The following is a 24,813-nucleotide window of genomic DNA, read 5'->3' as shown; positions in this document are numbered from 1 at the left end:
AAATTTTATTAAAAAAAATGAAATACTGCGTACGAGACAATGCTTGACTTAAAGTTAACTTTAAGTAGTAACATACTGGGTGTAACGTATGGATTAGGACAGGCGATGGCTATTCTGACAAATTGGGAGTGATAAAATTGAAAAAGAAACAACTGGGTAACAGCGACCTTCAAGTATCCGCTCTGGGTCTGGGCTGCATGGGAATGTCCGAGTATTATGGTGAGTTGGATGATCAGGAATCGATCAAAACGCTTCATCGTGCGTTGGAGCTGGGGATCAACTTCTGGGATACAGCAGATGTCTACGGTGTGGGGAAAAATGAAAAACTGATCAGTCAAATCCTGCGGAGCCACCGGGATGAAGTAGTGTTAGCTACCAAGTTTTCGATTATGCGCGGGGAAGATGGTGCATTTATGGGGGTAAGCGGCCGTCCTGAATATGTAAAACAGGCATGTGATCGTAGCCTGCAAAGATTGGGTGTAGATGTGATTGATTTGTACTATCAGCACCGTGTTGACCCGAATGTACCTATTGAAGAAACAGTAGGGGCGATGAGTGATCTGGTCCAAGCGGGAAAAGTCCGCTATCTGGGGCTATCTGAAGCGTCTCCTGCACTGATCAGACGTGCTCATAAGGTACACCCGATTACAGCACTGCAAACGGAATACTCCTTATGGAGCCGGGAAGCAGAAGATGAAGTGATACCGACATGTAAGGAGCTGGGCATCGAATTTGTGGCCTACAGTCCACTGGGACGCGGATTTTTGAGCGGTCAAATTCAGAAGTTGGATGATTTCGCAGAAGATGATTACCGTCGCACGGCGCCACGTTTTCAGCCCGAAAATTTCCAAAAGAATCTGGATCTCGTGCAGCATGTTAAGGATCTTGCGGCTCAAAAAGGAGTCAAGCCTTCTCAGCTTGCTTTGGCCTGGTTACTTGCACAAGAGGGAATTGTACCAATCCCCGGCACCAAACGGGTCACGTATTTAGAGGAAAATGCAGGAGCAGTTGATGTGGGCTTGTCCGCAGAAGAAATGGAGACGATTAACGCCATCATCCCTAAAGGAATGGCAGCCGGCCTTCGTTACCCGGCAGAGCGGATGCCAAATTGGCAAGCGGAATAATAAGAATCACGAGATAACCCCTTAAGCCGTCTTTAACACGAATCGGCGTGAAAGACGGCTTAAGGACTTTATATATAAGCAGGAACGTGCTTCGTATAATGCCGAAGGCATCCTTTTACAAAACAGGAGCTTGCAATGCAGTATTGATATTTTGCAGATCCACCGACAGCTGCTCTTTTACGTTCCAGGGGTGATACCAGCCACGTTCGATCATGTACGTTGAAATTTGCTCATGCATATCGATAGCTTCATCCAGTTGTTTTGTAAGCATAGCTTTAATTTCTGGAGTTCCCGCTTCCGTTACGGCCATAGCGTAATTTCTCACACCGCTTTTGGCGGTGTTTAAAAAATCAGCAGCAATCACTTGGTCGGTTAACGTATTGAGTCCGGTCAAATACTCCAAGAGTATATTCATTGCTCCACCTCCTGTGATGACGAGGCTTGATTTAAAACATTACTCAGCTCTTGCAATTGTCGTGTTGTTAGGTCAACGTCCTTTTGCAAAATAGCTTTGAGAACCGGATCAGAGATCAATGCTTGCATTGTTTTAGACTTGGTAAGACACACTGTTTTGAATGCTGACAATTCATGGACTTCAAGTGTTTCGTGCAGGCCATACACCATATAACATTTGCCTCCAGTCCAATATATAGTTAAGGTTTAAGTACAACTTTGATGCAATTGTCTTGTCTGGTATCGAAAATTTCATATCCGCGTTTAGCATCGCTTAGTGGAATGACGTGTGTGACAACGTCACCAGGGTCAACCTTCCCCGTATCTATCAGCTCATACATGTAAGGCATATAGTGAATAACAGGAGCCTGTCCCGTACGCAAATTAACATTTCGCTGAAAAATATCTCCCATCGGAAAACCGTTATATCGACCGCCGTATACCCCGGTAACTTGAATAGTGCCCCCTTTGCGGACAGCCTGTGTAGCTATGACTAAGCCTCCCAAAGCTCCACCGTGAAGTTTAAGACCTGAAGCTAAGGATTCCAGCGGAGACATTTTGCCGCTCATGCCGGAGCAGTCAATAACTACGTCTGCGCCTCCTTTGGTCATCTCCTTCAGATAGTTGCCGACGTTTTCTTGCGATTCCACATTCACGATCTCCACATGATTGGTGCGCTTTGCGTGTTGCAGACGATAATCCAGATAGTCTGCCGCAATGACTCGTTTTGCCCCTTTGAACCAGGCGAATTTTTGCGCTAATAGACCTACTGGCCCACAGCCTATAACAATGACAGTATCCCCAGCCTTCACTCCGGCGTTATCGACGCTCCAAAATGCAGTAGTCATGGCATCAGCAATCAGGCAAAGCTTCTCATCAGAATGTTCGCAACTCTCCGGAATTTTGAAATGAGTGAAGTTGGCAAAAGGCACACGTAAATATTCAGCTTGTCCACCTGGATATCCACCGGTTGTTCCGGAATAGCCAAAAAAACCGCCCATCTCTCCATTTTCATTCGAATGATCACATTGGCTTTCCAATTGGTTTTTACAGTAAAAGCATTCACCACACGCGATGTTGAACGGAATGATCACGCGATCTCCCTTTTTCAAGTTAGTCACGCCGCTGCCGACTTCTTCTACAACCCCCATTGGCTCATGCCCGATAACAAAATCTTCTTGTAAGTTCGGAATCATTCCGTGAAGGAGATGCAAATCTGAACCACAAATAGCGGTTGTCGTCAGTCTGACAATCGCATCATCGGCTTTTTGAATACGTGGGTCAGGAACGTCTTTAACGACAACGTTTTTGATACCTTGATAGGTCACTGCCTTCATGCCTGATTCCCTCCAATATGTTCGTCCGGCGTGCGATCAAACATACCTTTGCGTGTGGTATCGTCTGGGAACAGTTTCATCTTGCTAATGTCCACCGTCTTATTAGCTGACAGTTGATCCAATTGATATTGCTTTTGCAGCTCATAGGGATGAAACCATTTTTTCCGTACCATCAGTTCAGTAATTTCCTGATGAAGCGCGATACCTTGATGCAGTTGATGGCGCAATAGGGTTCTGGCATCGGTAGAGACGGTTTCTGTTAAAGCTACTGCTGTGTTCCGAACCCCTTCCTTGACGCGAACCAGAAAATCCATTGCAAGTGTCGTGTCTGCCATTTCGGGCATATTTAATGAGTTTTTTGGGTCCACATAATCCATTTTGGCGGACTGGGTCTGGCTAGGTGTCACATCATTCACCTCAATTTAAAATTGGTGTTGGACGGGAGTCAGGAACAGGTGCTTGAAACGGTGCTTTAGCGTAGATTGCTTGCAAATCAGCAATAGCCTGAATAGATTGCTGAACATCTTTTTCCATTAAATCCTTTAGCTCTTGATCGAATACTAAGCCCTGCATTAATTTGGACTTGGCTAAACATAACGTTTTGAAGTTAAGCACTTCATGGATCTCTAGGGACTCATGCGCCGCTAATGTAGGCTGTTGGCTTATCATAGGATCACCTTTCTTTTATGATTCTCGAAGGTATGTTGTCCAGCATAACTAGGTTTATTCCGAAAGGATCGTTCTATTCGGCTTCAACCTTGCCAAGTGCTTTTTTAGCGGGTCCCTCAATTACTTCGCCTTGATATGAAAAGCGAGAGCCATGACATGGGCAATCCCATGTTCTTTCCGCCTCGTTCCAGTCAACTTCGCAGCCCATATGGGTGCACGTTGTGTCCACTAGGTGCAGTGTCCCCTGTAAATCTCGGTAAGCGCCTGCCCTTTTGCCATTCAGCCGAATGACTGCCCCTTCGTCTTGCTGGAGTTCTTCGGCTTTTTTGTGGCTGATTCCCAGCTTCCCGGCAATCAAGTGTTTAGCTACATTCGCATTTTGTGTCACAAATGTTTTAATGTCGGGGTCTGCATGAAATCTTGAAGGGGAGAAAAGATCCTGATACGGGCTTTCCTTTCTGGTAATCAGATTCGTATTTAATAAAGCCGCTGCGACACTTGTGGTCATCCCCCATTTTCTATAGCCCGTAGCCACGAGGATGTTAGGAACATCGGATAATTCCTGCCCGATGTAAGGGAGCTTGTCTAACGAATACAGGTCCTGTGCCGACCAGCGATAGACGATTTCTTTTAACCCAAATGTTTGCTCTGCGAACTTTTCTAAAGCTTCATAGTATTGAAATGTGCAGATTCCTTGACCCGTTTTGTGGCCTTCGCCACCGACGATGACCATCGGTTCACCGTTTATTAGTACAGAGCGAAGCGAACGTTTGGGGGTTTCCGCACTTAGGTACATGCCACCCGGATAGGTTTTGTCCGTCTTGACGGCTAGGACATAAGACCGCTCGGCATGCAATCGCGCAAAATAAAGACTGTTTGGATCATTAAACGGAAAATGAGAGGAGGATACGACATGGTTGCAGGTAATTTTATGCCCGTCGCTTGTTTTAATGATGGCAGGGTTTCCTTTATCCACACCCACAACGGTAGTCTGTTCATAGATTTTCCCGCCTTGCCGAATGACTTGATTTGCCAAATACCTTAAGAAAGGAACCGGATTAAACTGAGCCTGGTTTTCCATCATAATAGCTGCTTTAGTTGAGAAAGGCAGAGGTGTTTGTTCGACATAACTTCCCGGGATGCCAAGTTCCTTATAAGCTTTATACTCGTCGGCGATTTTTTCCACATGCGTATCTGCACTTGTATAAACATAGGCATCTTCTTCTGTAAATTGACAATCAATATGATTCTCTTCTACCGTTTGTCTGATGAATTCAAGAGCATCACGGTTGGCTTCGTAATAGAGCCGAGTTTTCTCCTTGCCAAAATGTGAAAGAAACTCGCTGTAGATCAAATCATGCTGTGCGGTAATTTTGGCGGTCGTATGGCCTGTTGTTCCATGAAGTATCCGCCCTGCGTCGACGACTGCGACATTTAGCCCTTTTTTGGACAGTAAATAAGCAGTGGTAATACCCGTGATCCCCGCACCTACAATAGCAACATCCACCTGAATATCTTCACTGAGCTTGGGAAAACTGGGGATGTCAGTTGAAGCTAACCAATACGATTCTGGAAATTGCGGAAAGGCGACATGATTTTCATCTTGTTTCATTTTCACAAGCACCCCTTTGACTACAATTATTGTATACATTGTTATCATTGTATGATTTTATATACCCTAAAAAGGGATACTTTCAGCCAGCCTTCATCTTGTTTTCAGCCTGACTGGGTACAATCAAGGCAATTTTCCCGGGGAGGATGCATAACTAATGAAAACAAAGACGAAAAAGACGGTTTGGATTCCGGCAATCATTGCAGTTACGGTAGCGGCTCTACTCGTAATCTACTATTACTACATGTCCTCGGTTTCCGGTGGCAAGCCTGGCATGCGACCTCCGGGAGGCGGCAAAGTACCAGGGCACATGGGCGGAAGTCCCGGAGGAAAAGGTGGTGGGGGAAACGGAGAAATATTTAACACCTTGGGAACGATCTCCGTTTTTCTTGGGGCGGCCTCTTTCTGTTGGTTCTGGTTTAAGAAGAAACTGAGATCACCGTCAATGTTGGTTCAAAAGGCCGGAAAGTTGTTTCACTCCTTGCATAAACTGCTGGGTTGGGCGACCTTGATTCTTATTGCCGTTCATGGTGTCTATTTCCTGATTACCAAATTTCAAGATCACAAAACCTACTCCGGCCTAGCAGCCTTTGCTATTATACTGGCTATCTCCGGGTACGGTTTCTATATTAATAAAGTACGTAACAAGTGGATGCGAACCATCCATCGTATACTTGGACTGCTGTGGGTTCCCGTGCTGCTACTGCATGTCGGCGGAACAGCAATTATGGCGGTCATCGCCACTCTTGCCGTGGGGGGACTAGTCTGGACAATCGACAGAATGGCGGAGAAAACGATGAAGCCTGTCGCAGGGGACACTCTATAATTTTATGGAATGGTGTTACCTTCATTCCGGGGGAGAACAAGATGCTGGCGGAGGTGTACGGTTACATTTTTTACGTTGTACTAGAAAAACTGCTGCGTCCTTAATAGGACGTAGCAGTTTGTTTTATTTAATGACTATGAAATTAAATAAGCTAGTTACCTAATTTGAATGCGATTGTCCTAATATATGCAAAGTAGCAGAACAGGAGTTTATGCTCTTCCGTTAACCAGAATAACATTAGCTTGAGTTCCTGATTGGCGCAGCTTAATTAAGGGCGCGTAGTCATCGGAATAATAGAACTGCTTGGCAGCCTCGTAAGTCGGGAATTCGTGAACTACGACTATTGACGGCTTCCATGTGCCTTCCAGTGTCTCGGGCTGTGGATCTAGCGTAAGGTTGCGGAATCCCGGAACTTTCTGCAGCAGCGCATCTGCTAGCTCTGCGTATTGTTTGAAAACAGCTTCTTCCTCTACTTTTATATCTACGATAACATATGCGCTCATATTCATTCTCCTCTGTATGTCGGACGGTGATCATACGTCCTAGGATTTCGCCGGCGAGCATCTTTAGCTTAATCCGACACGCGGAGATTTGTAAATTAGGCACTTTTTTTATCCTCAGTTTCATTTATTACACCGGTTCGTTATTTCAGGTTTGAAAGTCGGAGAGATGATGTTCGGCCTGAAATCGTTCTCCCCAAGCCTTCATTTGGGTGAGTATTGACTCAAGCGAAGCCCCGAGCGGGGTTAGCGAGTATTCCACTTTTGGCGGAACAAGGTGATGAACTTCGCGGTGAATGAGACCGTCTGCTTCTAACTCTCGCAGTTGGAGGGTCAGCATTTTTTGGGTGGCCGTGGGAAGTGCTCGCCGCAGTTCTTGAAACCGCTTAGTTCCACCCAGCAATTCGTACAGAATGATTCCTTTCCACTTTCCGCCGATAATGCTTAAGGTTACTTCCACCGGACAGCCTTTAGTCGGCGTGCAATTAACTCCATTGTTCAGCCGTTTTCTCAACGATATCATCTCCTTTCACTTTGTTATTATACCAATACTGCACTTGCAGTTTAGTTCAGATACAGCGATACAAGGCAACACTTGATTTCAAGTTAACTTTAATAAGCAGCATCTAGTAGCAAGCCGAGTAATTCCAGCCTTATATCCCCAAAGCCATCCTTAACGCGGATCGGCGCGAAAGGCGGCTTTGGAGATATACGTATGCAACTAAGGACGTGGTTTGAAAATGCCGAAAGGTCGTCCTACGGGCAGGAATGTACGGCCAAAATGTGCATTCAGGACAGCAGCTCCTGTACCGTACAGCGAGAGTAGACCGATGCCCATTTCAGCATAAGCAGCGATGGTATGGAACACCTCTGGGGCGATGCCAAATGCATCGAAGCTAAGGCCGAGGAACAGAAAATCAATCAACACAAAAATAAAAAATAGAACCTTATGCGTCTCCATGGCTCCAATGGTCATGAAGAGCGTAAAGATGAGATAGCCGGCAAAGGCAAAGCCGAGCTGTCTGCCATCCACCGCTGATGCCAGCTCTGAGCCGAATACGCCCATTTTAATCATCCAGCTACTAGCTACGGCTAACCAGAAGAAGGCGTAAGCACCAAATGCCGTCATGCCAAAGGTGTTGTTATGCTTTGCATCCTGAATGCAGGCAAACAGCTGTGCAAAGGCACCAAGGAAAATAGCCCAAGGAATAATAAAGCTCAAGCCATCAGTGAGACCAAGCTTTTGGGATGAAGCTACAAGCGTTACAATGGCCAAGCCAAACAGGCCGATCGCGCTCGGATCGGCCGTTATGATTTTTACGTTAGAATGAGATTCATTTTGCATGAAAAAATAGAAGCCTCCAATAATATTCAAGTACGCGTCAATCTGCCGATGCCAGAATCACACTGACATATTGTAACGGAAACCAACCTACTCGCATAGTAGGTAATTCATAAAATTCCTACCGATCTGTTTAGTGACGGGCAAGGATTTATTAAATGGTGTTAGCGCAGGATTTATGATAGTATTTACACCTATATAGAATGAGGAAGTGACATAGTGATTAATATAACGATTCCAACTCCAGATATCACGATTACCAAACAGGTTAACCCTGAGCTCAGCCATATTTACGGATTTACAGATTTCCACCTGATTCCTAGAGATAAGGCTGGTATCTTTATGTTCTACAACGCACAGGAGGAATTGCTGTTCGTTGGTAAAGCAAGAAAGCTAAGACCAAGAATCAAAAAGCATTTTGAAGATAACGTATCGCCGATCAAGGCCAATCGGAACGAAGTGGCGATTATTGAGGTCTGTATTGTGGAAGATGCGGTAGATCGTGAAATTTATGAAACCTACATCATCAATTCGCAAAAGGCTAAATATAACGTTGAAAAAGTGTTTTTTAAATAAAGAAGCAACTGCTTTATGACAAAAGAGCAATAAGCCGCAGTCGTGCACTGCTCTTATTGCTCTTTTAAATTCGTGCATTTAGATCCTTTCAAGGACGGGGCGATGTAGTATGAACAAAACCGACCGGTTGCTGGCCATTTTGCTAGAGTTACAACGTAACGATATTTTACGGGCCGAGGATTTAGCGGCGATTTTCGAAACAAGTGTGAGAACGATCTATCGGGATATTCAGGCTTTAAGCGAATCGGGCGTGCCGATTGTAGGGGCACCGGGCATTGGATACTCCTTGATGGAGGGATACTTCCTGCCCCCTGTAAGCTTTACTGTTGAAGAGGCTGTGGCACTGCTAATCGGAGCAGATTTTGTCGAACAAAAATTTGATACAGACTATGGCATGAAGGCACAAGCTTCACGCAGAAAAATTGAAGCTATTTTACCAGAGAGCGTTCGCAGGGAAGTTTCTCAGGTGCGGACGACCATTAGACTGCTGGCGGTGGGTAAAGGGGTAGACCAGAGAGAGAAAACGTATTTGGAAACGCTGCGCATCGCTGTATTGAACAAACGGAAGGTTCGGTTTAGCTACTCCAAAAAATTGCCAGAGGCTGACGGGAATCGCCAAAGTGTGCGTGTGGTCGCTCCTTATGGTCTTGTACTGCTGCATGGTTCGTGGGTTTTGATTGGACAATGCGAATTGCGGCAGCAGTTGCGACATTTCCGTTTGTCGCGTATGGACGAGCTGATCATGCTGGAGGATAGCTATCAGTTGCCTAGTGATTTTAATTTGCAGGATTATAAACAACCCGATGACCGCCATGTAAATGTCCGCATACAAGCCAATTCGAATATTGTAGATAAAGTGAAGGAAGCGAACCATTTTTACATGGAGTCCATGGAGGAGCATGCAGATGGACTGCATGTACTCTATCGCGTCAGACAGCCAGAGGAGTTACTATCATGGATACTTGGATGGGGTGCAGACGTGGTGGTGCTGGAGCCTGAATCGCTTCGCGAGCGCGTCCGTACGGAAGTGGAAAAAATGTTGAAATGCTACTGACATAATGCTGTCAGTAGCATTCTTGTATAGTAAAGCTACTTTGATAGAGAGGGGCATTTACTATATGAATACAAGCGAAACATTACAGCGTTTTGAAGAAACGGTACAACACTATCTTCTTGAATTGGACAGCTTCAGCTTGGAGCAATTGCAGTACACACCGCAGGAGGGACAATGGTCGCTTGGACAAATGTATCTTCATTTGGTGAACTCTGCTCTTTATATGCATCTTAGGAACATAGACCTTTGTCTACAGTCTAATGGGGAGAAGGGGGATAAAACGGAGGCGGGCACAGCCGCATTTAACTTGGGAAGCTTTCCACCCATACGTATCCAAGTTCCACCATCTCCGCAGTATACTCCCCCCCAACCGACGAGCAAAGAAGAGATTGTAGAAGGATTAAACGTGGTGATCCGTAAAATGAGAGAGATTGAGCCGACCGTTGACAAATCAACAGGGTCGTCTACCGTCTCTCATCCCGGATTTGGCGCGTTGAATGCGGGAGAGTGGTTTAGACTCATCGAGATGCATTATCGTCATCATCTTTTGCAGATGGAGCGCTTGAAGCACGCAATAGCCGGTTAATCGTCTCCCGGCGCAGCCCGATGAACTGCCCAATTTCCTCCTGCGTCAGCACGTCTGTTAACGTAGCGGGTGCGATGTAGGAGTGGAACCAGCGTTGAAGCTTCCGAAGCTTCTCGGCAGGCGATACCTCCGTGAGCTGGTCAATTCGTTGCTGCATCATGCGCAGCTTATCCTGTAGCTGCAAAGCAATGGCTCGACATTGAGCCGGGTCTTGCTCTAGCTTCAGGTACCATTCTTTTTGCGACAGAACCTCAACCTCAGAGGTGACCAGCGCCATCGCGGTACCATAATAGGGATTGGGACTGATGAGGGAGTGGTGCGGGATGGTTTCATCGGGCACAATTACATTAACTAAAATTTGCGAGCCGTCTTCATGGACTCGGACAATTTTTAACAAGCCGCTCTTTAAGTGATATAAAGGGCCTGATTCCCCTTGTCGAAATAAGGTCTCGCCTTTGTGTAATATCATGAACGTGTATAGCCTCCATTTCATGTATTCCAGCTTTTAGATGAATCCGCCATTCACGCGGATGGTCTGTCCGGTAACCCACTGCGATTTAGCGCTGACCAGAAACTCAATCACATCAGCGATATCTTCCGGTTCACCGAGACGACCCATAGCATTCATTTTCTTCATGCCTTCGATCTGTTGCTCTGTTTTTCCTGCCTGAAAAAGCTCTGTGTTGACAGGGCCGGGAGCCACGGCATTGATCGTAATTTGCCTGCTTCCGAACTCTTTGGCTAGCTGACGGGTAAATTGCTCCACCGCGCCTTTCGTTCCCGCATACACGCTGTAAGCCGGGAACATTTGTCCGATCACGGACGTGGACAGGTTCACGATTCTCCCGTAGTTCTCCATGTATTTCATCGCTTGCTGGCAGGCAAAGAAAGTACCTTTTACATTCAATGCGAATTGTTGGTCAAAATCAGCTTCGGTCACCTCAGCCAGAGGTTTGGTAATCATCAGCCCGGCGTTGTTAACCAGAATATCCACTTTGCCGAATTCAGCAATCGTATTCTTAAATAAGGCTTCAATATCGCCCGTCTTGCTCAGATCAGCGTGGAGAGCTATGGCCTTTCCGCCTTTTTGAAGAATGCCTGCTACCACTTCTTTAGCTCTGTCCGGACTACTGGCATAATTGACGACTACACTAGCACCTAGATTAGCCAGTTGCTCGGCAATGGCACGTCCAATTCCCCTGGAGGAGCCAGTGATAATCGCTATTTTTCCTTCCAAATGCTTCATATGTGTTTGGCCTTCTTTCTATATATTTTAAGATATCCCTTTTTCTAAAAGCATCCACACTTCTGCAAACTCCTGATCAATCGTCGGATTCTTCCATTCATAAGCATGTGCGGGATGATGAAAACGGGCTGTGGCATAGAAAAGCGTACGCGCCAGTTGGGGCGGCTGATCCGCTGTGATACCCCCGCGCACAATAATATCAGCGAGCTGATCCACAATGTGGGCGATATGTTGGTCGATTAAATTCGCGGCTTGCTCGGTGACCCGGGTATACATCTCGAACATTTCCTCGTCATCGCGGGCATAATACTGCTTAAGTTCGACCAAGGTCTGTATATATCGTTTTAAGTGCGATATTCCTAGCACAGATGAATCCTGGCATATCTCCGTTAACGGATCAATAATCTTTTCATTTAGCCATTTTTCGGTCACGCCTTCAAGAAGCTCGGCTTTACTTTTAAAGTGTCGGTAAATAGTGCCGTGACTTACTCCTAACACTTTGGCAACATCCGTCACGGAGCTTTTGGTTACACCAAAACGTCTAAGGGTGTCTTCTGTCGCGATAAGAATCTGTTCCTTGGTCAGTATATCTGAGGATTTTTCCATAGAGACACGGTTGACTTACCGTGTGAGTCACCTCCTTGAAGTCAGGATAACACAAAGAGTATCAAATGACAAATATACGTTTTTGTCATTTGATACTCTCTTTTTAAAGAATCTAAAGTGTGACCAGGAAACCTACAAGAGCGATTCGATGACAGGGTCAATAGCACAGGTTGCCGTTGTTACTTCAAATCTGGCTTTTACATAGCCGCCGCGATCAATCAGGAATTTGGAAAAATTCCACTTGATACCGTCGCCAACGTATATTTCTGGATATTTATCCTGCAAGAAATCGTCCATCCATTGACCGTCTTTGGCCTGGGTATCGAAGCCTTGAAACGGTGCCTGTTGGGTCAGATATTGAAATAAAGGATGAAGGGAAGAGCCTCTTACCTCCGTCTTCTCAAATAATGGGAAGGTTACTCCATGCTTAATTTGACAAATTCCCTGAACCTCCGAATTGCTACCCGGCTCTTTTCCATTGAATTGGTTACATGGAAAAGCAAGGATTTCAAAACCTTGTTCTCTCCGTCTTTCATAGAGCTTTTGCAGATCAGCGAATTGGCTGGAGAAGCTACACATGCTGGCAGTGTTTACAATAAGGAGAACCTTACCTCTATAGTCTGACAATTCAATCGGTTTCCCGTTAATTGAGGTTGCTTGAAAATCATAAACAGACATGTTATCGTTCCTCCTCGCGTTATTTTTTAATACATCATATATCTAGAGTTGTTATTGGTCCAATATATTATTGGGATCAACTTTATAGGTGTTTACAATAATTGCGTCATGTAAAGACCCATAGTACCCCTCTCTCACTCTTTGAAACCAAAGAAGACTTGGCTTAGAGAAAGTAGGAGATTTGCCTCTTACATAGCAAACTGTGGCATTCGCCGTTACCAAGATAGAATATAGATGCATATTCATGTAGTGTGTGCAAAAACCCAACAGAATCGAGGGATATTCGTGCCCATTGGAAAGATGATTCAATACAAGGAAATGCAACAACATCCCATTTTACGCTCGCACTTGCCCGAAACCCGCTGGATTACGAATGCAAGGACTTTACGGATGCTGGATACCTACCGCACTGTCTTTATCAAGCCTAATTATGGCAGTGGAGGAACCGGCATCATACGCGCGAAAAAGGTAGGGAGGAGATATGAGGTTCGTTGCGGCTCCAGTCGCAGAGTCGTTAGATCCCACGCTGTAAGAAGAGCAATTAGAAGCTATCGGAGACCTCATCGTCGTTATTTGGTACAGCAAGGACTTAAGTTAGCCAAGTACAAAGGTTCGATTTTTGATGCCAGAGTGTATATGCAGAAGCCGGAATCGGAATGGGTCATTTCAGGGATAACCGGCCGTGTCGCTGCACCTCGAAAGGTCGTTACCAACTATCGGAAGGGAGGACATGCGGCGCCGTTGTCCAAAGTGCTTTTAAGGGTTTTTAAAAATGACAGAGCGAAAATGAAAGAGATTTTGGACCAGGTCATTGAGCTTTCTAGAATTATTGCCGACACGATTGACCAAAATCATCCGGTTCGCGAGCTGGGCATCGATCTTGCTATTGAAAAGAGCGGTCAAATCTGGATTATTGAGGCCAATCCGCATCCAGGACATATGTTATTCAGGCAGCTCCCTAATCATAAGATGATTCGCAACATTTTGAGAAATAAACGTCGTATTCATCATCATTAGAATAAAGTGTTTTAAATCATTTATGAATAAGATAAGGAGGAGAACGCCCCGGCAAACTTGCGGGAGCATTCTCCTTTTTAGGTTCTAGCTTAACAGCCACCTTCTGTCTAAGAAGGCGGCTTGTTTTTTACCTAGAAGCCCAGTAACTTTATAGCGTTTGTCCGCTGTCTATCGTAATGATCTGGCCTGTCATGGCTTCCTGTTCCAAAGCAGAGCAGACCATGCTAGCAATATCCTCAGGTGTGGAAATGCGCTGTAGCAGCAAGTGGGGAGCCAATTGTTTCATTTGTTCTTCCCTACCTGCCCACCATCTTGTGGCCACCGCGCCTGGTACGATGCAATTGACTCGAATATCAGGTGCCAGAGATCGTGCTAACGACTTGGTCAGCCCGTGGACGGCTGCTTTGGATACTGCATAGGGTAGCGAGGAACCTAGCCCTGTTTGTCCAGCTATACTTCCCAGATTGACGATAGCTCCTTGTTGACGATGCTTCATATAAGGAGCCACGGCTCTGGCACAGTGAAACATGCCTTTCACATTGACATCCAAGAGATCATTCCACACCGCTTCCGTAACGGCCTCTAGATCATCCATCGGAATATGATGTGTAATGCTGGCGTTATTCACCAGTACACCAACCGTGCCGTATTGCTGAACAATCTGCTCGACCATCGCTCGAACTTCCCGATCTTGGGAAACATCTGCCTGTAATGCAATTGCACTTCCTCCCTGTTCGAGTATCCTACGTACGGTTTCCTCTGCATCGTCTTTAGAACGGGAATAGTTTACGACTACCGTAGCCTTACGATCCGCCAGCTCCATACATATGGCTCTCCCAATTCCTGTACCGCCTCCTGTAACCAGTGCTACTTTTTGATGTAAATCCATGTATGTCCGCCCCTTATCCAACTCGTTAGTTTTGTGTGAAAAATAATATGATCTAATATGGATCATTGTAGAGGATGTATTATATTATGTATAATTGAATTAACTGAACTTGAAATTCAATAAAATTGAATTAAACGAGCGACTTAGGAGTAGGAGAATGGATATTAAAGCACTTAAAACATTTCAGATGATTGTGAATTGCGGAAGTTTTATGCGTGCAGCGGAAGCGTTGAATTATGCACAATCCACCGTGACGATGCAAATACAGAGACTGGAATCCGATCTAGGAGTTCAGCTGATTGAACGGGGCAAGAAAATAAAGTTAACTGAAGCGGGCAGGATGTTTTACGAGCAAAGTCTGCATATTGTAAAAGATATGGAGCAATTGCAGGAAAATATGGAGAACCTGCAAAAGGGAACCGCAGGCGACATTCGCATAGGGGTGACTGAACCGACCGCCAGTTACCGACTACCTGAAATTTTAAAGCGATTCTTAAACCATTATCCTTACATTCGGATTTCTGTTGAGTTTGGGAATACCCCTACATTAAGCGAGCGTATTCTCAAAGGGGATGTGGACATCGCATTATGCTCTGCTCCGGATTTGGGTACAGAACTATATTTTGAACCTTTATTTAAGGAGAATTTTGTAGTTTTGATGCCTGAACATCACCCTCTTGCACAAAAGGAGTGCATTGGACCCGCAGATTTGCAAGGGCATCGCCTACTTATTACGTCGTCCATCTGTCCCTATCGGCGTAAACTTGAAATGGTCATGAAGGAACATGGAATAACCACGTTAGACACGATGGAAATTGGTAGCATGACGGCTCTGAAATCTTATGTGGAATGTGAATTGGGGATTGCCCTTGTGCCCCAAATTCTAGTCCATCCTGTCCCGGTAGGAACAGCGGTGAGGCAATTAAGCGGCAGCCTGATCGATATGACCTTTGGTCTTCTTTGTAAAGCAACCGAGGCACCGCTGAAGCTAGCAAGCGCAAGGCTATATTCTGTGTTAAAGAAAGAACTGGGGCAATTGTCCTGAGCATACGATAACAAACCGACTGCAATAGGCAGCCGGTTCGTTTGTTTATTTTTTCGTAATCGGGATCCATACTTCACTTCGGTAGTCCTCAGCATGAGCATCCCCCATGGTATACACTTCCAGCTCGGGACCGCCTGAATGCTCATAATTGCTGGCAGGGAACCATTCCTGGTAAATTCTTTGCCATACCTTCTGGATCGAGTGAGGCATAGGGCCGATGGATGTAAACACGGCCCAGGTGGCAGCCGGGATGGTTCTGGCTTCTAATCCGTTCGAGGCTGCTACGTCTTCGTTACCCTCTGCGGCGATAAGGTAGCTAAACGTCTCCTCACCATGCTTCATGTCCAGACATATACCGAGTATATCGTCGCCTGTCCCCAAGGCATGAATGCGATCTGATGTGCCATCTCCGTTAAGCTGATCCCAGAATTTTGGGATTTCCCGAAGATTTTCACCGTTCTTAGTAGTAACTTGAATGGACTTCCCAATGACCGTAAAGGCCGCCTTCTCTACAATTTTATAATCCATCTCCTGATCTCCCTTCAGCGATAGGTGGAAGGTGATGCGCGGAAAGGCTTTCAGGTTCACTCCCGGGTTTCTGGCCTCAGAGGGAGAAATACCGTGTACCTTTCGGAACGCTTTAGAAAAAGATTCGGGGGAATCATATCCGTATTTGAACGCAACATCCAGTACTTTGGTGGTAGAAAGACTCAACTCTTGAGCAGCCAGGGTCAATCGACGTTTGCGCACATATTCTGCTACCGTAACGCCAGTCAGCATATAAAACATCCGTTGAAAATGAAAGGGAGACGAGTAGGCCGCCTTTGCAATTTCATCGATATTGAGGGGCTGCTGCATTCTATCTTCCATTAGATCGAGTGCGTTCTTGATCCGAACCAACCATTCCAACCACATCACCTTCCTTGGTTGTAATCATATCATTCACGGTGTCCGTCATCCTGTCTTTGCGTGCTGTTGTTGAACAGGGTTTCATCAGCCTGCCCCCTTGTGTTCATAATTAAAATTTGGGACAATAAAAGAAGTGTTTGAATAGCGCAGAGCGCTCAAACATGCTATGATGCAATGATAGTTGAGACGAGTCGTGATGGCTAGGGTTTATATATAGAAATACGAATTTTAACGTTTGTGAAAAGAGGATCGAACATGAAAAAGGAATCCATTTATGGATTAACGTTAGACCAATTGACAGCATGGCTCATGGAGCATGGACATAAAAAATCTCGGGCATTACAGGTATGGGACGCATTGTACCGGAAACGAATTACTGATTTTGCGGCGATGACAGAGGTTCACGAGAGTTGTACTCGCTTGTTGGCGGAGCACTTCTCTATTGAAACCCTGGAAGAACACGTGAAGCAACAATCAGCAGACGGGACGGTCAAGTTTTTGTTCCGCTTGCAGGATGGGAATTTGATTGAGACGGTATTAATGCGGCATAAGTTTGGACTATCCGTATGTGTGACGACCCAGGTGGGATGTAACATTGGATGCAGCTTCTGTGCGAGCGGATTGTTGAAGAAGAGCCGTGACCTTTCCAGTGGTGAAATTGTAGGACAAATCATGAAGGTGCAGCTGTATCTGGACCAGGAACGTCCGGGCGACCGGGTCAGTCACGTTGTGGTAATGGGGATTGGCGAACCGTTTGATAACTTTGTGAACCTGTCCGATTTCATTCGGGTCATTAAGGATCACAAAGGGCTGGCGATTGGGCCGCGGCATATTACTGTGTCCACAAGTGGCCTTGCCGATAAAATTATTGAATTTGCAGATTCCGATCTACACGTCAACCTTGCGATCTCCCTCCATGCTCCGAATAATGAGATTCGTACCCGCATTATGAAGATCAATCGGGCGATCCCGATTGAGAAGCTCATGCAGGCGATTGATTATTATTTGGACAAAACCAATCGTCGGATTACGCTAGAGTACATCCTCCTGAAGGATGTTAATGACGGTAAGGAGCATGCGCTCGAACTGGCTGAGCTGGTGGGCCATCGTCGCAATCTGGCGAATGTGAACCTGATTCCGTACAATCCGGTGGATGAGCATAGTCAATACCAGCGGAGTGAGTCGGAGTCGATTACTGGCTTCTATGATGTGTTGAAAAAGCAAGGCATTAGCTGTAGTGTTCGGCTGGAGCACGGAGTCGACATTGATGCGGCCTGTGGACAGCTACGCAGCAAGCAAATTCGCAAGGATGCGAGCGGCAGCCGCAATGCGGAGCGCGAAGCGATTAGTTAAAATGTACGAGCGTACTCTCTAACAGGAGTACGCTTTTTTTATACATGAGTCATGGAACAAAACGCCAACTATAAATGTGAAAATAGTCACGTAATAGTTGCTGCTTTTACGTTATAGTGAGTGGTTAGTGGAGGGGTTATATGGCTAACGTAATTTCAAATGTGGCGCTCGTTCCGGGCATTTATGTAATGAAGATAGAGGGCAAATTTAAAGGGAAAATGGGTCAGTTCTACATGCTGCGCAGCGGGAATGGTTACCCACTGCTGCCAAGACCCATCAGCATTTATGATATCGGGGAAGAGAGCATTTCCTTTTTATACCGGGTTGTTGGAGAGGGGACCAATCTATTTTCCCAATTACAGCCTGGTCAGGAGATTCAGTTGGAAGGACCTTTCGGAAACGGGTTTCCGCAGGTCGAGGGCAGTCTAGCTTTAATCGGCGGTGGCATGGGTACAGCACCTTTGTTGTTGGCTGCAAAATATTACCCACATGCAGACGTTTATCTGGGTTTTGCACAGCAAGCCTTTGGGGTTGAAGCGTTCGAGGCTGCGGCAGCATCTGTACAGGTCAAAGTAGGGGGAAGCATCGTCGAACAGGTCGATCCGGCTCGTTATGCGAATATGTTTTCCTGCGGGCCCACTCCGATGTTGCAAGCACTCGCGCTGAAAACGGCGGGTACAGCGTCCCGTTTATATATTTCAACAGAAAGACACATGGCCTGTGGTATTGGCGCATGTTTGGGCTGTACTATGCGTACCCGTGAAGGCAATCGGAGGGTATGTAAGGAAGGGCCTGTATTCCCGGTGGAGGAGGTGGAGTTCGATGATCTCCATGGCGTGTAATATAGCAGGTGTACCGTTCAAAAATCCAATTATCATGGCATCGGGTACGTTTGGATTTGGGCGTGAGTTTGCGGAGTTCTATTCTCCTGAACTTCTCGGCGGCATCGTCGGCAAGGGACTAACCCTTCATCCGAAGGCGGGGAATACGGGGCAACGAATACATGAGACAGCATCAGGCATGCTGAATAGTGTAGGATTAGAAAACCCGGGTGTGGCGGCTTTTTTGAAGGATGAACTGGATGACATGACTCGCTGGAACACGGCTGTTATTGCTAATGTGGGTGGCTCCAATCTGGAGGAATACGTACAGGCCGTAGCCATGATTACGGAAAACGCGCAAAAACGCCGTACAATGAATCGCAGAGGCGTTGACATGGTGGAATTGAACATTTCATGTCCCAATGTGAAGCAGGGTGGAATGCAATTTGGTATCCAGACAGAGGTAGCGCGGGAGGTTGTGCGTCAGGTGCGCAATGTGACGGCACTTCCGCTAGTTGTTAAGCTGTCTCCAAATGCAGAGAACATCACGCAAATGGCAGTGATGTGCGAGGATGAAGGCGCGGACGGCGTTTCGCTGATCAATACATTTTCTGCAATGAAAATAGATATACGTCGGCGTCGCAGTGTCTTTGCCAACACGTATGCAGGCCTTTCCGGCCCGGCAATCAAGCCGATTGCCTTGCGCATGGTTCACCAGGTGGCGCAGGCGGTATCGATTCCCGTGATCGGGATGGGCGGGATCAGCTCGGTGGAGGACATTATTGAATTTACCATGGCAGGGGCCGCCGCTATTCAGGTGGGAACGTATAATTTTGTCCATTTACATGCAGGGGCTGAGCTGGTATATGGACTAGAACAATGGATGCAGCAGGAAAAGGTGCAGTCATTGGATGAGATACGAGGAATTTTGTGAATTTTGGACTCGTTTGTGCATAAACTTAAGCATACAAAACCGGCTTGTCTTTTTAGGCAAGCCGGTTTTGTATTTTACCGAACCAGCCAGACTCGACTAATGGTTAATATCGCATTTGTTCAAGATGAACGAAATTTGATTTTCCAGCCGATGAATGGCTTCCTTGGATGCCTGGTCGTTGGCACCTTGTGCCTGAAGCGTAGCGAGCTCCTGCTTGAGCTGGTGAAGGTCTTGTCCTGCATGGGAGCAGTCGTAATTGCTTTCGAGATTGTCAATCATCCGTTATCCTCCCTTTCGTTAGGTATACGTCCTTATTATGGAGGATTGATCTTTCCTTATTCAGCATATTGTTCTATTTCAGATACAGACTACGTTAATTCCCGATGAGGCGCGTAAAGCTTGCAGAATAAGAAGGGAATTTGTCAAACAATGTCGAATAAAAAGGGATTATAGGGGCAGGATAGGCTCTTCTTCTCATGGAGAGCTTGATAAAGAAGCTGGGTGATAGGGTTGCGGTTAAAAGGCAAGTTGAAACCGAGAAGACAATTCAAAGTTTCGCTACAATTCATGATTATTATTTTGGTTGTTTTAGTTATTATTATTTCCTTGATTATATCCTTGCTTCTCATTCGTAATTTCGTGATTAACAAGCATTTTGATAATACGAAGGAAAAACTTTCGGGTATTGCCAAGGTGGTTGCCAGTGACAACGATGTGATTCGTAATGTTGAGTGGGGAGTTCCTGTGAGACAGATCCAGGATTACTCGCTTGGAGTCATGCATAACGTTAATGTAGATTTTGTAGTCATACTGAACCACGATTTAATTCGGCTATCCCATCCGAATGAAACCATGATTGGCAAGCCGTTCTCTGATCTGAATGATGCCAGAAAGGCGCTATCCGGTCAGGGACATTTCTCTGAGAATATCGGTGTTTTGGGTCAAGGCTACCGTTATTTTACGCCGATATTCAATCAACAGAATGAGGTCATTGGCATTGTATGTGTAGGGCTGACCATGAGAACGCTAAATCATGATTTGATGCAGGCGCAGTATACCATTTTTGGAGGACTGATGCTGGGGCTATTTAGTGGAGTTCTGGGGGCGATCATTCTGGCGCAAAAAATCAAAACGATTTTATTTGGGCTGGAGCCACAAGAGATAGCAACACGATTACGTGAAAAAGTAATTATTGAAAATGAAGTCTCTGAAGGCATTATAGCCATTTCCGCTGATAAGAAAATTATGCTTATGAACAAGGAAGCTAAGGCCAAGTACCAATTGGCGAATCAAGACAAGAAGGCACCGATTGGCGAGCAAATCGATACCAACTTTTATAACGCGCTCTTCAAGAAAGTGTTTGATGATAAGAAGAAGATCAAGGACCGCTCATTTTATGTGAATGGTATAGAAGTCATTGCGACAGTAACCCCTATACATGTAGAAAATGAGTTTTTTGGGGCAGTGGCTACGCTGCGCGACCAATCCGAGATGATTCATCTTAGCAATCAGTTAAGTGGCACCAAATATTATATTAACTCTCTTCGCGGGCAGACGCATGAGTTTATGAACAAAATGCACGTGATCTCCGGACTGATTGAGATGAGGAAATATGAAGAGGTCAGTCAGTATATTCAGCAGCTAAATCACCGGTATCAAAATGAAGTAGGCTTTCTAACAGAGAGAATTAAAGTTCCGGCGTTAGCAGGTTTTATTATGGGGAAAATCAACGAAGCACGCGAGCAGAATATTTCGGTGTTACTGGAAGAAAGCTCGAATGTCTCCAATCTAGAGATGCAGGACATTGTTCATGATGTCATACACATATTGGGCAATTTTTTTGACAACGCGATAGACTCCATTTTACAAAAAAGGCAACCCGGCAAAATTGAATTAAAATTAAATTATGAGTGCGAGGGAAATGTGTTCATTTTGAAAGTGAAGGATAATGGTATGGGGATTGATTCCGAAATGCAACAAAGAATATTCGAGCATGGCTTCTCAACCAAAGGAGAGGACAGGGGTTACGGCTTGAATCTGGTTAAAACCATGGTGGATAATCACCAGGGCATCATTGAAATGGACAGCCAACCTGGCCTGGGAACAAGTATCTATGTAGAGTTGCCCTGTACATTGGAGGTGACGAGTGAATGAAGGTACTCATTGTTGAGGATGATCCCATGGTTGCTGAGCTCAACCAACAGTTTATTGAGCGTATGGACCACTTGGATGTGGTAGGTAAAGCAGATACCGTCCAGAAAGCGCAGGATTATCTTCAGAAACACACACCGGATGTGGTATTACTGGACGTGTATTTACCCGGAAAAAGCGGATTAACCTTGCTATCCCATATGCAGGAGCATCAGTACCATGCTTCGGTTATTTTAATTACGGCTGCAAAGGATATCCAAACGGTGAAGGAAGCTGTTTTTTATGGAGTGGCGGACTATCTAATCAAGCCTTTTACATTTGAACGTTTTAAGCTGGCTGTGGAGAAAATCCAGCGTCTGGCCACGGTAATGGAGGAAGGGAACGGAATTAATCAGGCTGTCATTGATCAATATTTTAATAAAGAAGAGCCTATGGGTGTGGAAAAGAAAAAAACTGTTGAACATCTACCTCCAAATCTATCAAAAAATCTGTCTAAAAACTTGTCCAAACTGACCATGACTACCATACTGAAGAGTATCCAAGAGCTGGACGGACCCTTTTCGGTTGAAACCTTAGCCAGAGAAGTGGATTTGTCCCGGATTACAGTCAAAAAATATATTCAGTTCCTAGTAGACGATGGCTTCCTAATTGAATCGATAGAATACCACAAGGTTGGAAGACCACTAATGCTCTATCAGATCAATCCTGATATAAAAGAACCGCCATTTCCAGTATGATCTGGAGATAGCGGTTCTTTATTGTCCAATGAGTGTACCAGACTTTCTGCATTATTTCATAGCGAGAACAGGAAGTGGAACCAGATTGTCCGAAGAATGAGTTGTAATGATATCATGGAAGTTTTCGTAGCTGGTTTCAATCATGTTGGATAACGCAGTAACCGTATTCGAGCCCGCATGAGGGGTTACCAAAACTCTTGGATACAGCTCCACAAGCTTCTGGATTGTTGGGTCCGGGAGCATTTGCCATGGGTCAAATGCTTTGAAAAATAGTTCTTCCTCTTTAGGAAAGACATCTGTTCCGAACCCTTCCAAATGATTGCTGAGCAATGCATCCAGAATGGCTTGGTTATCTTGTAATTCCCCACGTGAGGTGTTGATGAGAATAGCTCCCTTTTTCATTTTTGCTAAAAAGCTGGCATTAATCATTTGGTCGTTCTGTCCCGGCAGGTAAGGAACATGCACACTGACGATGTCACTCTCTGCCAGTAACTCATCCAAGGTTGTGAATGGAACGACGGCCTTGGCCGCGTCCGATTGGTACACATCATAGCCGATAACAGAAGCACCTAATCCTTTAAACAATTTGGCTTCCGTCAGACCAATGCGACCGACCCCGATAATCCCGACTTTACAATTGTGAATCTCTTTGCTGAACGTATGCTCGTCCACAATAAAATTTTTGAAAGAGCTTTTGGTAGTCATATAAGCGGTGTGACGGAGCAGCATCATAGCCAGCGTTAGGGATAACTCTGCAATAGCATTCGGAGAGTAGGATGGGACGCGTGCGACCTTCATTCCAAATTCGCTGCAAGCATCCAAATCAATGTGGTTGATTCCGACCGTTCTGGTGAAAACATATTGAATGCCGTACTTATTGAATTTTGTAAGATTTTCTCGATTGGCAGCACAGTTTCCTCTTAACAAAACAGCATCGTGATGCTGCGCCAGTTCTGCATTGCTGGAAGTTAGCAGCTCTTCTACCAGCGTTAGCTGGAAGTTATATTTATTGAGCTCATGGAAATAGGGTTTCTCGTATGAACGGACACCATAGCAGATGATTTTTAACATGTTGTTTTCCCCCTGATTTAGAAAATTCCAATTTTATCAATGACATTGAGCGTAATGATCCACACTGGAATCATGACGACGGAAGTAATAGTTGATAGAAGCGAAGCGTTGGAAGTCAGTACAGCTTCTTTATCAAAACTGATAGCATAGGCTGCAGCTACGGTAGCTGTAGGAGTAGCCATCATAATGACAATAGTAGATAAAGCGACAGTATCGACCGACAGAATATGAGATACAGTCAACAAAGCCAGCAAAACGATGTTCACAATAGGTACTAGCCAAACTTTAACAAGGCTGTAATACCATGATGTCTTGTCTGTAGCTGCCGATTTGAAGCTGATCTCACCCAAAGTCGAGCCAATCGATAGCCAGGCCAATGGAGAAGCTAGTCCGGCAAGGTAAGTCATGGGCTTGAACAGCCAGACAGCGGTTTGGTCAATTCTTAGAAAAGCAAACTGCTGAATGGTTCCATCCTCTGTAGCCACACTCATTTGTGGTAAATAACCCTGGAACAACCAAACAAACAAGCCTATAAAAGTCGCGATAACGATCGGATTCAAAAACATAGTTTTGAGATTTTTTAGCTCCATTTTTAAACCGCTCATTTTGATATAACCATAAGAATATAAGAAAATGCGGTAGCCTATATTAAAAATGGAACTATACATGACTCCGGTAGGACCGTAAATGGCACCGACAATGGGAATTCCAAAAAAAGTGGTAGAACCGAAAATAGTGAGTACCCGTAAAACATCCTGCTTATCCTTGTTGTAGCTCAGGAAGAACGGCTTGGAAATAAAGATGAGAATGATATAAATGAGAATCCCCCATATTAAGACATTCATGCCTTGTTTTAATATGGTAGGATTGATATCCTGCATGAAAGAATTAAAGGCTAGTGCTGGTAGAGCCACGGTGAGAACAACCTTAGATAGCATCTTTCCTACGGCTGCGGTAAAAATCCCCTTCTTGCGGCAAAAGAAGCCGAGCAGGATAATAAAAACGGTAGAAGCGATAGAACTGACAATGTTGTTATCTGTTAAGGTCGCTGTAATCATTTCTAGTAAAGACATAGATAAAACCCTCTCTTGTACCTTTTTTCACATAAATGACGATGCAAAATGTGACAATGCAATTCCCTGATCTTTTGGCCAAAGTGTTTGGTTTGCACCTTTATAGTAAAAAAACTTTGTGAAAAAAAGAACAATATCTAATTAATTTAACTTATGAAACTAATTTAAAAAATTTATACGTTACATCAGGATGTAAATGTGAGG

At 45.1% G+C, this 24,813-nt stretch carries 31 protein-coding genes; 12 read left to right on the top strand and 19 right to left on the bottom strand.

Annotated features, from left to right (window positions below; translation table 11 throughout):
- Nucleotides 1-137: 137 nt before the first annotated feature.
- Nucleotides 138-1,124, top strand: coding sequence for an aldo/keto reductase (locus tag MKX36_RS24615; protein ID WP_016822556.1), 987 nt, complete (start codon nt 138-140; stop codon nt 1,122-1,124).
- Nucleotides 1,125-1,239: 115 nt separating this feature from the next.
- Here MKX36_RS24615 and MKX36_RS24610 read toward each other — a convergent pair whose 3' ends face one another.
- The 6 genes from MKX36_RS24610 to MKX36_RS24585 all read right to left on the bottom strand — a co-directional run bounded on the left by MKX36_RS24610 (nt 1,240) and on the right by MKX36_RS24585 (nt 5,195).
- Entirely contained in the window at nt 1,240-1,539 is a 300-nt protein-coding gene (locus tag MKX36_RS24610; RefSeq protein WP_016822558.1) for a spore coat protein, read from the bottom strand.
- A complete protein-coding gene (locus tag MKX36_RS24605) occupies nt 1,536-1,748 on the bottom strand; it encodes a hypothetical protein (protein ID WP_016822559.1) in 213 nt (70 codons plus the stop codon). The genes MKX36_RS24610 and MKX36_RS24605 overlap by 4 nt, the downstream gene beginning before the upstream one ends.
- Before the next feature lie 29 nt (nt 1,749-1,777).
- Nucleotides 1,778-2,914, bottom strand: a complete 1,137-nt coding sequence (locus MKX36_RS24600; RefSeq protein ID WP_113050095.1) for a zinc-dependent alcohol dehydrogenase — start codon at nt 2,912-2,914, stop codon at nt 1,778-1,780.
- A complete protein-coding gene (locus MKX36_RS24595; protein ID WP_045244822.1) occupies nt 2,911-3,291 on the bottom strand; it encodes a spore coat protein in 381 nt (126 codons plus the stop codon). Before MKX36_RS24595 ends, MKX36_RS24600 begins: the two co-directional genes overlap by 4 nt.
- 40 nt (nt 3,292-3,331) lie before the next feature.
- Nucleotides 3,332-3,583 carry a hypothetical protein gene (locus MKX36_RS24590; protein ID WP_016822564.1) on the bottom strand — a complete coding sequence of 84 codons (252 nt, stop codon included), beginning with the start codon at nt 3,581-3,583 and terminating at the stop codon, nt 3,332-3,334.
- A 73-nt stretch (nt 3,584-3,656) separates the two neighbouring features.
- Nucleotides 3,657-5,195, bottom strand: a complete 1,539-nt coding sequence (locus tag MKX36_RS24585; protein WP_340865979.1) for an FAD-dependent oxidoreductase — start codon at nt 5,193-5,195, stop codon at nt 3,657-3,659.
- Between the two features lie 157 nt (nt 5,196-5,352).
- Here MKX36_RS24585 and MKX36_RS24580 point away from each other — a divergent pair, with 157 nt between their 5' ends.
- Nucleotides 5,353-6,021 (top strand): hypothetical protein, encoded by a 669-nt coding sequence (locus MKX36_RS24580; RefSeq protein ID WP_123797821.1) that lies wholly within the window; start codon nt 5,353-5,355, stop codon nt 6,019-6,021.
- 209 nt (nt 6,022-6,230) lie between these two features.
- Here the strand turns inward: MKX36_RS24580 and MKX36_RS24575 are convergent, their stop codons facing one another.
- The 3 genes from MKX36_RS24575 to MKX36_RS24565 form a co-directional block, all read right to left on the bottom strand.
- On the bottom strand, nt 6,231-6,524 hold the full coding sequence (locus MKX36_RS24575; RefSeq protein WP_016822569.1) for a DUF1330 domain-containing protein: 294 nt from the start codon (nt 6,522-6,524) through the stop codon (nt 6,231-6,233).
- A gap of 145 nt (nt 6,525-6,669) precedes the next feature.
- Nucleotides 6,670-7,044 (bottom strand): winged helix-turn-helix transcriptional regulator, encoded by a 375-nt coding sequence (locus MKX36_RS24570; RefSeq protein WP_085980133.1) that lies wholly within the window; start codon nt 7,042-7,044, stop codon nt 6,670-6,672.
- Nucleotides 7,045-7,242: 198 nt separating this feature from the next.
- Entirely contained in the window at nt 7,243-7,866 is a 624-nt protein-coding gene (locus tag MKX36_RS24565; RefSeq protein ID WP_016822572.1) for an acetate uptake transporter, read from the bottom strand.
- A gap of 216 nt (nt 7,867-8,082) precedes the next feature.
- On the opposite strand from MKX36_RS24565, the gene MKX36_RS24560 reads away from it, so the two are divergent.
- The 3 genes from MKX36_RS24560 (at nt 8,083) to MKX36_RS24550 (ending at nt 10,079) form a co-directional block, all read left to right on the top strand.
- Entirely contained in the window at nt 8,083-8,439 is a 357-nt protein-coding gene (locus MKX36_RS24560; RefSeq protein WP_016822573.1) for a nucleotide excision repair endonuclease, read from the top strand.
- A gap of 109 nt (nt 8,440-8,548) precedes the next feature.
- On the top strand, nt 8,549-9,493 hold the full coding sequence (locus MKX36_RS24555) for a helix-turn-helix transcriptional regulator (protein WP_025366190.1): 945 nt from the start codon (nt 8,549-8,551) through the stop codon (nt 9,491-9,493).
- Nucleotides 9,494-9,557: 64 nt separating this feature from the next.
- Complete coding sequence (locus tag MKX36_RS24550) at nt 9,558-10,079, top strand: DinB family protein (protein ID WP_016822575.1); 522 nt, start codon at nt 9,558-9,560, stop codon at nt 10,077-10,079.
- On the opposite strand, the gene MKX36_RS24545 is transcribed toward MKX36_RS24550, so the two are convergent.
- The 4 genes from MKX36_RS24545 to MKX36_RS24530 all read right to left on the bottom strand — a co-directional run bounded on the left by MKX36_RS24545 (nt 10,012) and on the right by MKX36_RS24530 (nt 12,609).
- Nucleotides 10,012-10,548, bottom strand: a complete 537-nt coding sequence (locus MKX36_RS24545; RefSeq protein WP_045244754.1) for a Crp/Fnr family transcriptional regulator — start codon at nt 10,546-10,548, stop codon at nt 10,012-10,014. The genes MKX36_RS24550 and MKX36_RS24545 overlap by 68 nt on opposite strands.
- Nucleotides 10,549-10,584: 36 nt before the next feature.
- Nucleotides 10,585-11,325 carry an SDR family oxidoreductase gene (locus MKX36_RS24540; protein ID WP_257126485.1) on the bottom strand — a complete coding sequence of 247 codons (741 nt, stop codon included), beginning with the start codon at nt 11,323-11,325 and terminating at the stop codon, nt 10,585-10,587.
- A 27-nt stretch (nt 11,326-11,352) separates the two neighbouring features.
- Nucleotides 11,353-11,931, bottom strand: a complete 579-nt coding sequence (locus MKX36_RS24535; protein ID WP_340865977.1) for a TetR/AcrR family transcriptional regulator — start codon at nt 11,929-11,931, stop codon at nt 11,353-11,355.
- 132 nt (nt 11,932-12,063) lie between these two features.
- Nucleotides 12,064-12,609: a glutathione peroxidase gene (locus MKX36_RS24530; protein WP_016822579.1), complete on the bottom strand. Its 546-nt coding sequence runs from the start codon at nt 12,607-12,609 to the stop codon at nt 12,064-12,066.
- Nucleotides 12,610-12,894: 285 nt separating this feature from the next.
- Between MKX36_RS24530 and MKX36_RS24525 the strand changes: the two genes are divergently transcribed.
- Nucleotides 12,895-13,626, top strand: coding sequence for a YheC/YheD family protein (locus MKX36_RS24525; RefSeq protein WP_025366187.1), 732 nt, complete (start codon nt 12,895-12,897; stop codon nt 13,624-13,626).
- A gap of 148 nt (nt 13,627-13,774) precedes the next feature.
- On the opposite strand, the gene MKX36_RS24520 is transcribed toward MKX36_RS24525, so the two are convergent.
- Nucleotides 13,775-14,515 (bottom strand): SDR family NAD(P)-dependent oxidoreductase, encoded by a 741-nt coding sequence (locus MKX36_RS24520; RefSeq protein WP_340865973.1) that lies wholly within the window; start codon nt 14,513-14,515, stop codon nt 13,775-13,777.
- Nucleotides 14,516-14,672: 157 nt separating this feature from the next.
- Here MKX36_RS24520 and MKX36_RS24515 point away from each other — a divergent pair, with 157 nt between their 5' ends.
- The gene (locus tag MKX36_RS24515; protein ID WP_090889110.1) at nt 14,673-15,560 is read left to right on the top strand and encodes a LysR family transcriptional regulator; all 888 of its coding nucleotides are present in this window, start codon (nt 14,673-14,675) and stop codon (nt 15,558-15,560) included.
- A gap of 45 nt (nt 15,561-15,605) precedes the next feature.
- Here MKX36_RS24515 and MKX36_RS24510 read toward each other — a convergent pair whose 3' ends face one another.
- Together MKX36_RS24510 and MKX36_RS24505 are read right to left on the bottom strand one after the other, a co-directional pair.
- Nucleotides 15,606-16,475, bottom strand: a complete 870-nt coding sequence (locus MKX36_RS24510) for an AraC family transcriptional regulator (protein WP_290402443.1) — start codon at nt 16,473-16,475, stop codon at nt 15,606-15,608.
- Nucleotides 16,420-16,554, bottom strand: a complete 135-nt coding sequence (locus MKX36_RS24505; RefSeq protein WP_256620833.1) for a hypothetical protein — start codon at nt 16,552-16,554, stop codon at nt 16,420-16,422. The genes MKX36_RS24510 and MKX36_RS24505 overlap by 56 nt, the downstream gene beginning before the upstream one ends.
- Nucleotides 16,555-16,724: 170 nt before the next feature.
- Here MKX36_RS24505 and rlmN point away from each other — a divergent pair, with 170 nt between their 5' ends.
- The 3 genes from rlmN (at nt 16,725) to MKX36_RS24490 (ending at nt 19,577) form a co-directional block, all read left to right on the top strand.
- Nucleotides 16,725-17,822 carry a 23S rRNA (adenine(2503)-C(2))-methyltransferase RlmN gene (gene rlmN / locus MKX36_RS24500; protein WP_240753408.1) on the top strand — a complete coding sequence of 366 codons (1,098 nt, stop codon included), beginning with the start codon at nt 16,725-16,727 and terminating at the stop codon, nt 17,820-17,822.
- A gap of 140 nt (nt 17,823-17,962) precedes the next feature.
- Nucleotides 17,963-18,664, top strand: coding sequence for a dihydroorotate dehydrogenase electron transfer subunit (locus tag MKX36_RS24495; protein WP_090889108.1), 702 nt, complete (start codon nt 17,963-17,965; stop codon nt 18,662-18,664).
- Nucleotides 18,645-19,577, top strand: a complete 933-nt coding sequence (locus MKX36_RS24490) for a dihydroorotate dehydrogenase (protein ID WP_340865970.1) — start codon at nt 18,645-18,647, stop codon at nt 19,575-19,577. Before MKX36_RS24495 ends, MKX36_RS24490 begins: the two co-directional genes overlap by 20 nt.
- 96 nt (nt 19,578-19,673) lie before the next feature.
- On the opposite strand, the gene MKX36_RS24485 is transcribed toward MKX36_RS24490, so the two are convergent.
- Nucleotides 19,674-19,856, bottom strand: coding sequence for a hypothetical protein (locus tag MKX36_RS24485; RefSeq protein WP_016822587.1), 183 nt, complete (start codon nt 19,854-19,856; stop codon nt 19,674-19,676).
- A 249-nt stretch (nt 19,857-20,105) separates the two neighbouring features.
- On the opposite strand from MKX36_RS24485, the gene MKX36_RS24480 reads away from it, so the two are divergent.
- Both MKX36_RS24480 and MKX36_RS24475 read left to right on the top strand, forming a co-directional pair.
- Complete coding sequence (locus MKX36_RS24480) at nt 20,106-21,731, top strand: ATP-binding protein (RefSeq protein ID WP_340865969.1); 1,626 nt, start codon at nt 20,106-20,108, stop codon at nt 21,729-21,731.
- Nucleotides 21,728-22,465, top strand: coding sequence for a response regulator (locus MKX36_RS24475; RefSeq protein WP_025366182.1), 738 nt, complete (start codon nt 21,728-21,730; stop codon nt 22,463-22,465). The genes MKX36_RS24480 and MKX36_RS24475 overlap by 4 nt, the downstream gene beginning before the upstream one ends.
- Before the next feature lie 51 nt (nt 22,466-22,516).
- Here the strand turns inward: MKX36_RS24475 and MKX36_RS24470 are convergent, their stop codons facing one another.
- Both MKX36_RS24470 and MKX36_RS24465 read right to left on the bottom strand, forming a co-directional pair.
- Complete coding sequence (locus MKX36_RS24470) at nt 22,517-23,536, bottom strand: 2-hydroxyacid dehydrogenase (protein ID WP_340865966.1); 1,020 nt, start codon at nt 23,534-23,536, stop codon at nt 22,517-22,519.
- 17 nt (nt 23,537-23,553) lie between these two features.
- Entirely contained in the window at nt 23,554-24,609 is a 1,056-nt protein-coding gene (locus MKX36_RS24465) for an AEC family transporter (RefSeq protein WP_340865965.1), read from the bottom strand.
- Between the last annotated feature and the right edge of the window lie 204 nt (nt 24,610-24,813).

The sequence above is a fragment of the Paenibacillus sp. FSL W8-0439 genome, from assembly GCF_038008995.1.
GTDB lineage: Bacteria > Bacillota > Bacilli > Paenibacillales > Paenibacillaceae > Paenibacillus > Paenibacillus polymyxa.
The sequence above is the reverse complement of the archived record's forward strand: the minus strand, read 5'-3'. Positions and strand labels throughout refer to the sequence as shown.

Bases quoted from the DNA above. Each gene is read 5' to 3' on its own strand.
- MKX36_RS24580 (WP_123797821.1), top strand. From the start codon at position 5,353: ATGAAAACAAAGACGAAAAAGACGGTTTGGATTCCGGCAATCATTGCA.
- MKX36_RS24465 (WP_340865965.1), bottom strand. From the start codon at position 24,609: ATGTCTTTACTAGAAATGATTACAGCGACCTTAACAGATAACAACATT.
- MKX36_RS24535 (WP_340865977.1), bottom strand. From the start codon at position 11,931: ATGGAAAAATCCTCAGATATACTGACCAAGGAACAGATTCTTATCGCG.
- MKX36_RS24610 (WP_016822558.1), bottom strand. From the start codon at position 1,539: ATGAATATACTCTTGGAGTATTTGACCGGACTCAATACGTTAACCGAC.
- MKX36_RS24540 (WP_257126485.1), bottom strand. From the start codon at position 11,325: ATGAAGCATTTGGAAGGAAAAATAGCGATTATCACTGGCTCCTCCAGG.
- MKX36_RS24570 (WP_085980133.1), bottom strand. From the start codon at position 7,044: ATGATATCGTTGAGAAAACGGCTGAACAATGGAGTTAATTGCACGCCG.
- MKX36_RS24505 (WP_256620833.1), bottom strand. From the start codon at position 16,554: ATGAAACCCTGTTCAACAACAGCACGCAAAGACAGGATGACGGACACC.
- MKX36_RS24495 (WP_090889108.1), top strand. From the start codon at position 17,963: ATGGCTAACGTAATTTCAAATGTGGCGCTCGTTCCGGGCATTTATGTA.
- MKX36_RS24585 (WP_340865979.1), bottom strand. From the start codon at position 5,195: ATGAAACAAGATGAAAATCATGTCGCCTTTCCGCAATTTCCAGAATCG.
- MKX36_RS24475 (WP_025366182.1), top strand. From the start codon at position 21,728: ATGAAGGTACTCATTGTTGAGGATGATCCCATGGTTGCTGAGCTCAAC.
- MKX36_RS24565 (WP_016822572.1), bottom strand. From the start codon at position 7,866: ATGCAAAATGAATCTCATTCTAACGTAAAAATCATAACGGCCGATCCG.
- MKX36_RS24550 (WP_016822575.1), top strand. From the start codon at position 9,558: ATGAATACAAGCGAAACATTACAGCGTTTTGAAGAAACGGTACAACAC.
- MKX36_RS24595 (WP_045244822.1), bottom strand. From the start codon at position 3,291: ATGGATTATGTGGACCCAAAAAACTCATTAAATATGCCCGAAATGGCA.
- MKX36_RS24555 (WP_025366190.1), top strand. From the start codon at position 8,549: ATGAACAAAACCGACCGGTTGCTGGCCATTTTGCTAGAGTTACAACGT.
- MKX36_RS24490 (WP_340865970.1), top strand. From the start codon at position 18,645: ATGATCTCCATGGCGTGTAATATAGCAGGTGTACCGTTCAAAAATCCA.
- MKX36_RS24470 (WP_340865966.1), bottom strand. From the start codon at position 23,536: ATGTTAAAAATCATCTGCTATGGTGTCCGTTCATACGAGAAACCCTAT.
- MKX36_RS24605 (WP_016822559.1), bottom strand. From the start codon at position 1,748: ATGGTGTATGGCCTGCACGAAACACTTGAAGTCCATGAATTGTCAGCA.
- MKX36_RS24515 (WP_090889110.1), top strand. From the start codon at position 14,673: ATGGATATTAAAGCACTTAAAACATTTCAGATGATTGTGAATTGCGGA.
- MKX36_RS24575 (WP_016822569.1), bottom strand. From the start codon at position 6,524: ATGAGCGCATATGTTATCGTAGATATAAAAGTAGAGGAAGAAGCTGTT.
- MKX36_RS24485 (WP_016822587.1), bottom strand. From the start codon at position 19,856: ATGATTGACAATCTCGAAAGCAATTACGACTGCTCCCATGCAGGACAA.
- MKX36_RS24590 (WP_016822564.1), bottom strand. From the start codon at position 3,583: ATGATAAGCCAACAGCCTACATTAGCGGCGCATGAGTCCCTAGAGATC.
- MKX36_RS24520 (WP_340865973.1), bottom strand. From the start codon at position 14,515: ATGGATTTACATCAAAAAGTAGCACTGGTTACAGGAGGCGGTACAGGA.
- MKX36_RS24530 (WP_016822579.1), bottom strand. From the start codon at position 12,609: ATGTCTGTTTATGATTTTCAAGCAACCTCAATTAACGGGAAACCGATT.
- MKX36_RS24510 (WP_290402443.1), bottom strand. From the start codon at position 16,475: ATGTGGTTGGAATGGTTGGTTCGGATCAAGAACGCACTCGATCTAATG.
- MKX36_RS24545 (WP_045244754.1), bottom strand. From the start codon at position 10,548: ATGATATTACACAAAGGCGAGACCTTATTTCGACAAGGGGAATCAGGC.
- MKX36_RS24600 (WP_113050095.1), bottom strand. From the start codon at position 2,914: ATGAAGGCAGTGACCTATCAAGGTATCAAAAACGTTGTCGTTAAAGAC.
- rlmN (WP_240753408.1), top strand. From the start codon at position 16,725: ATGAAAAAGGAATCCATTTATGGATTAACGTTAGACCAATTGACAGCA.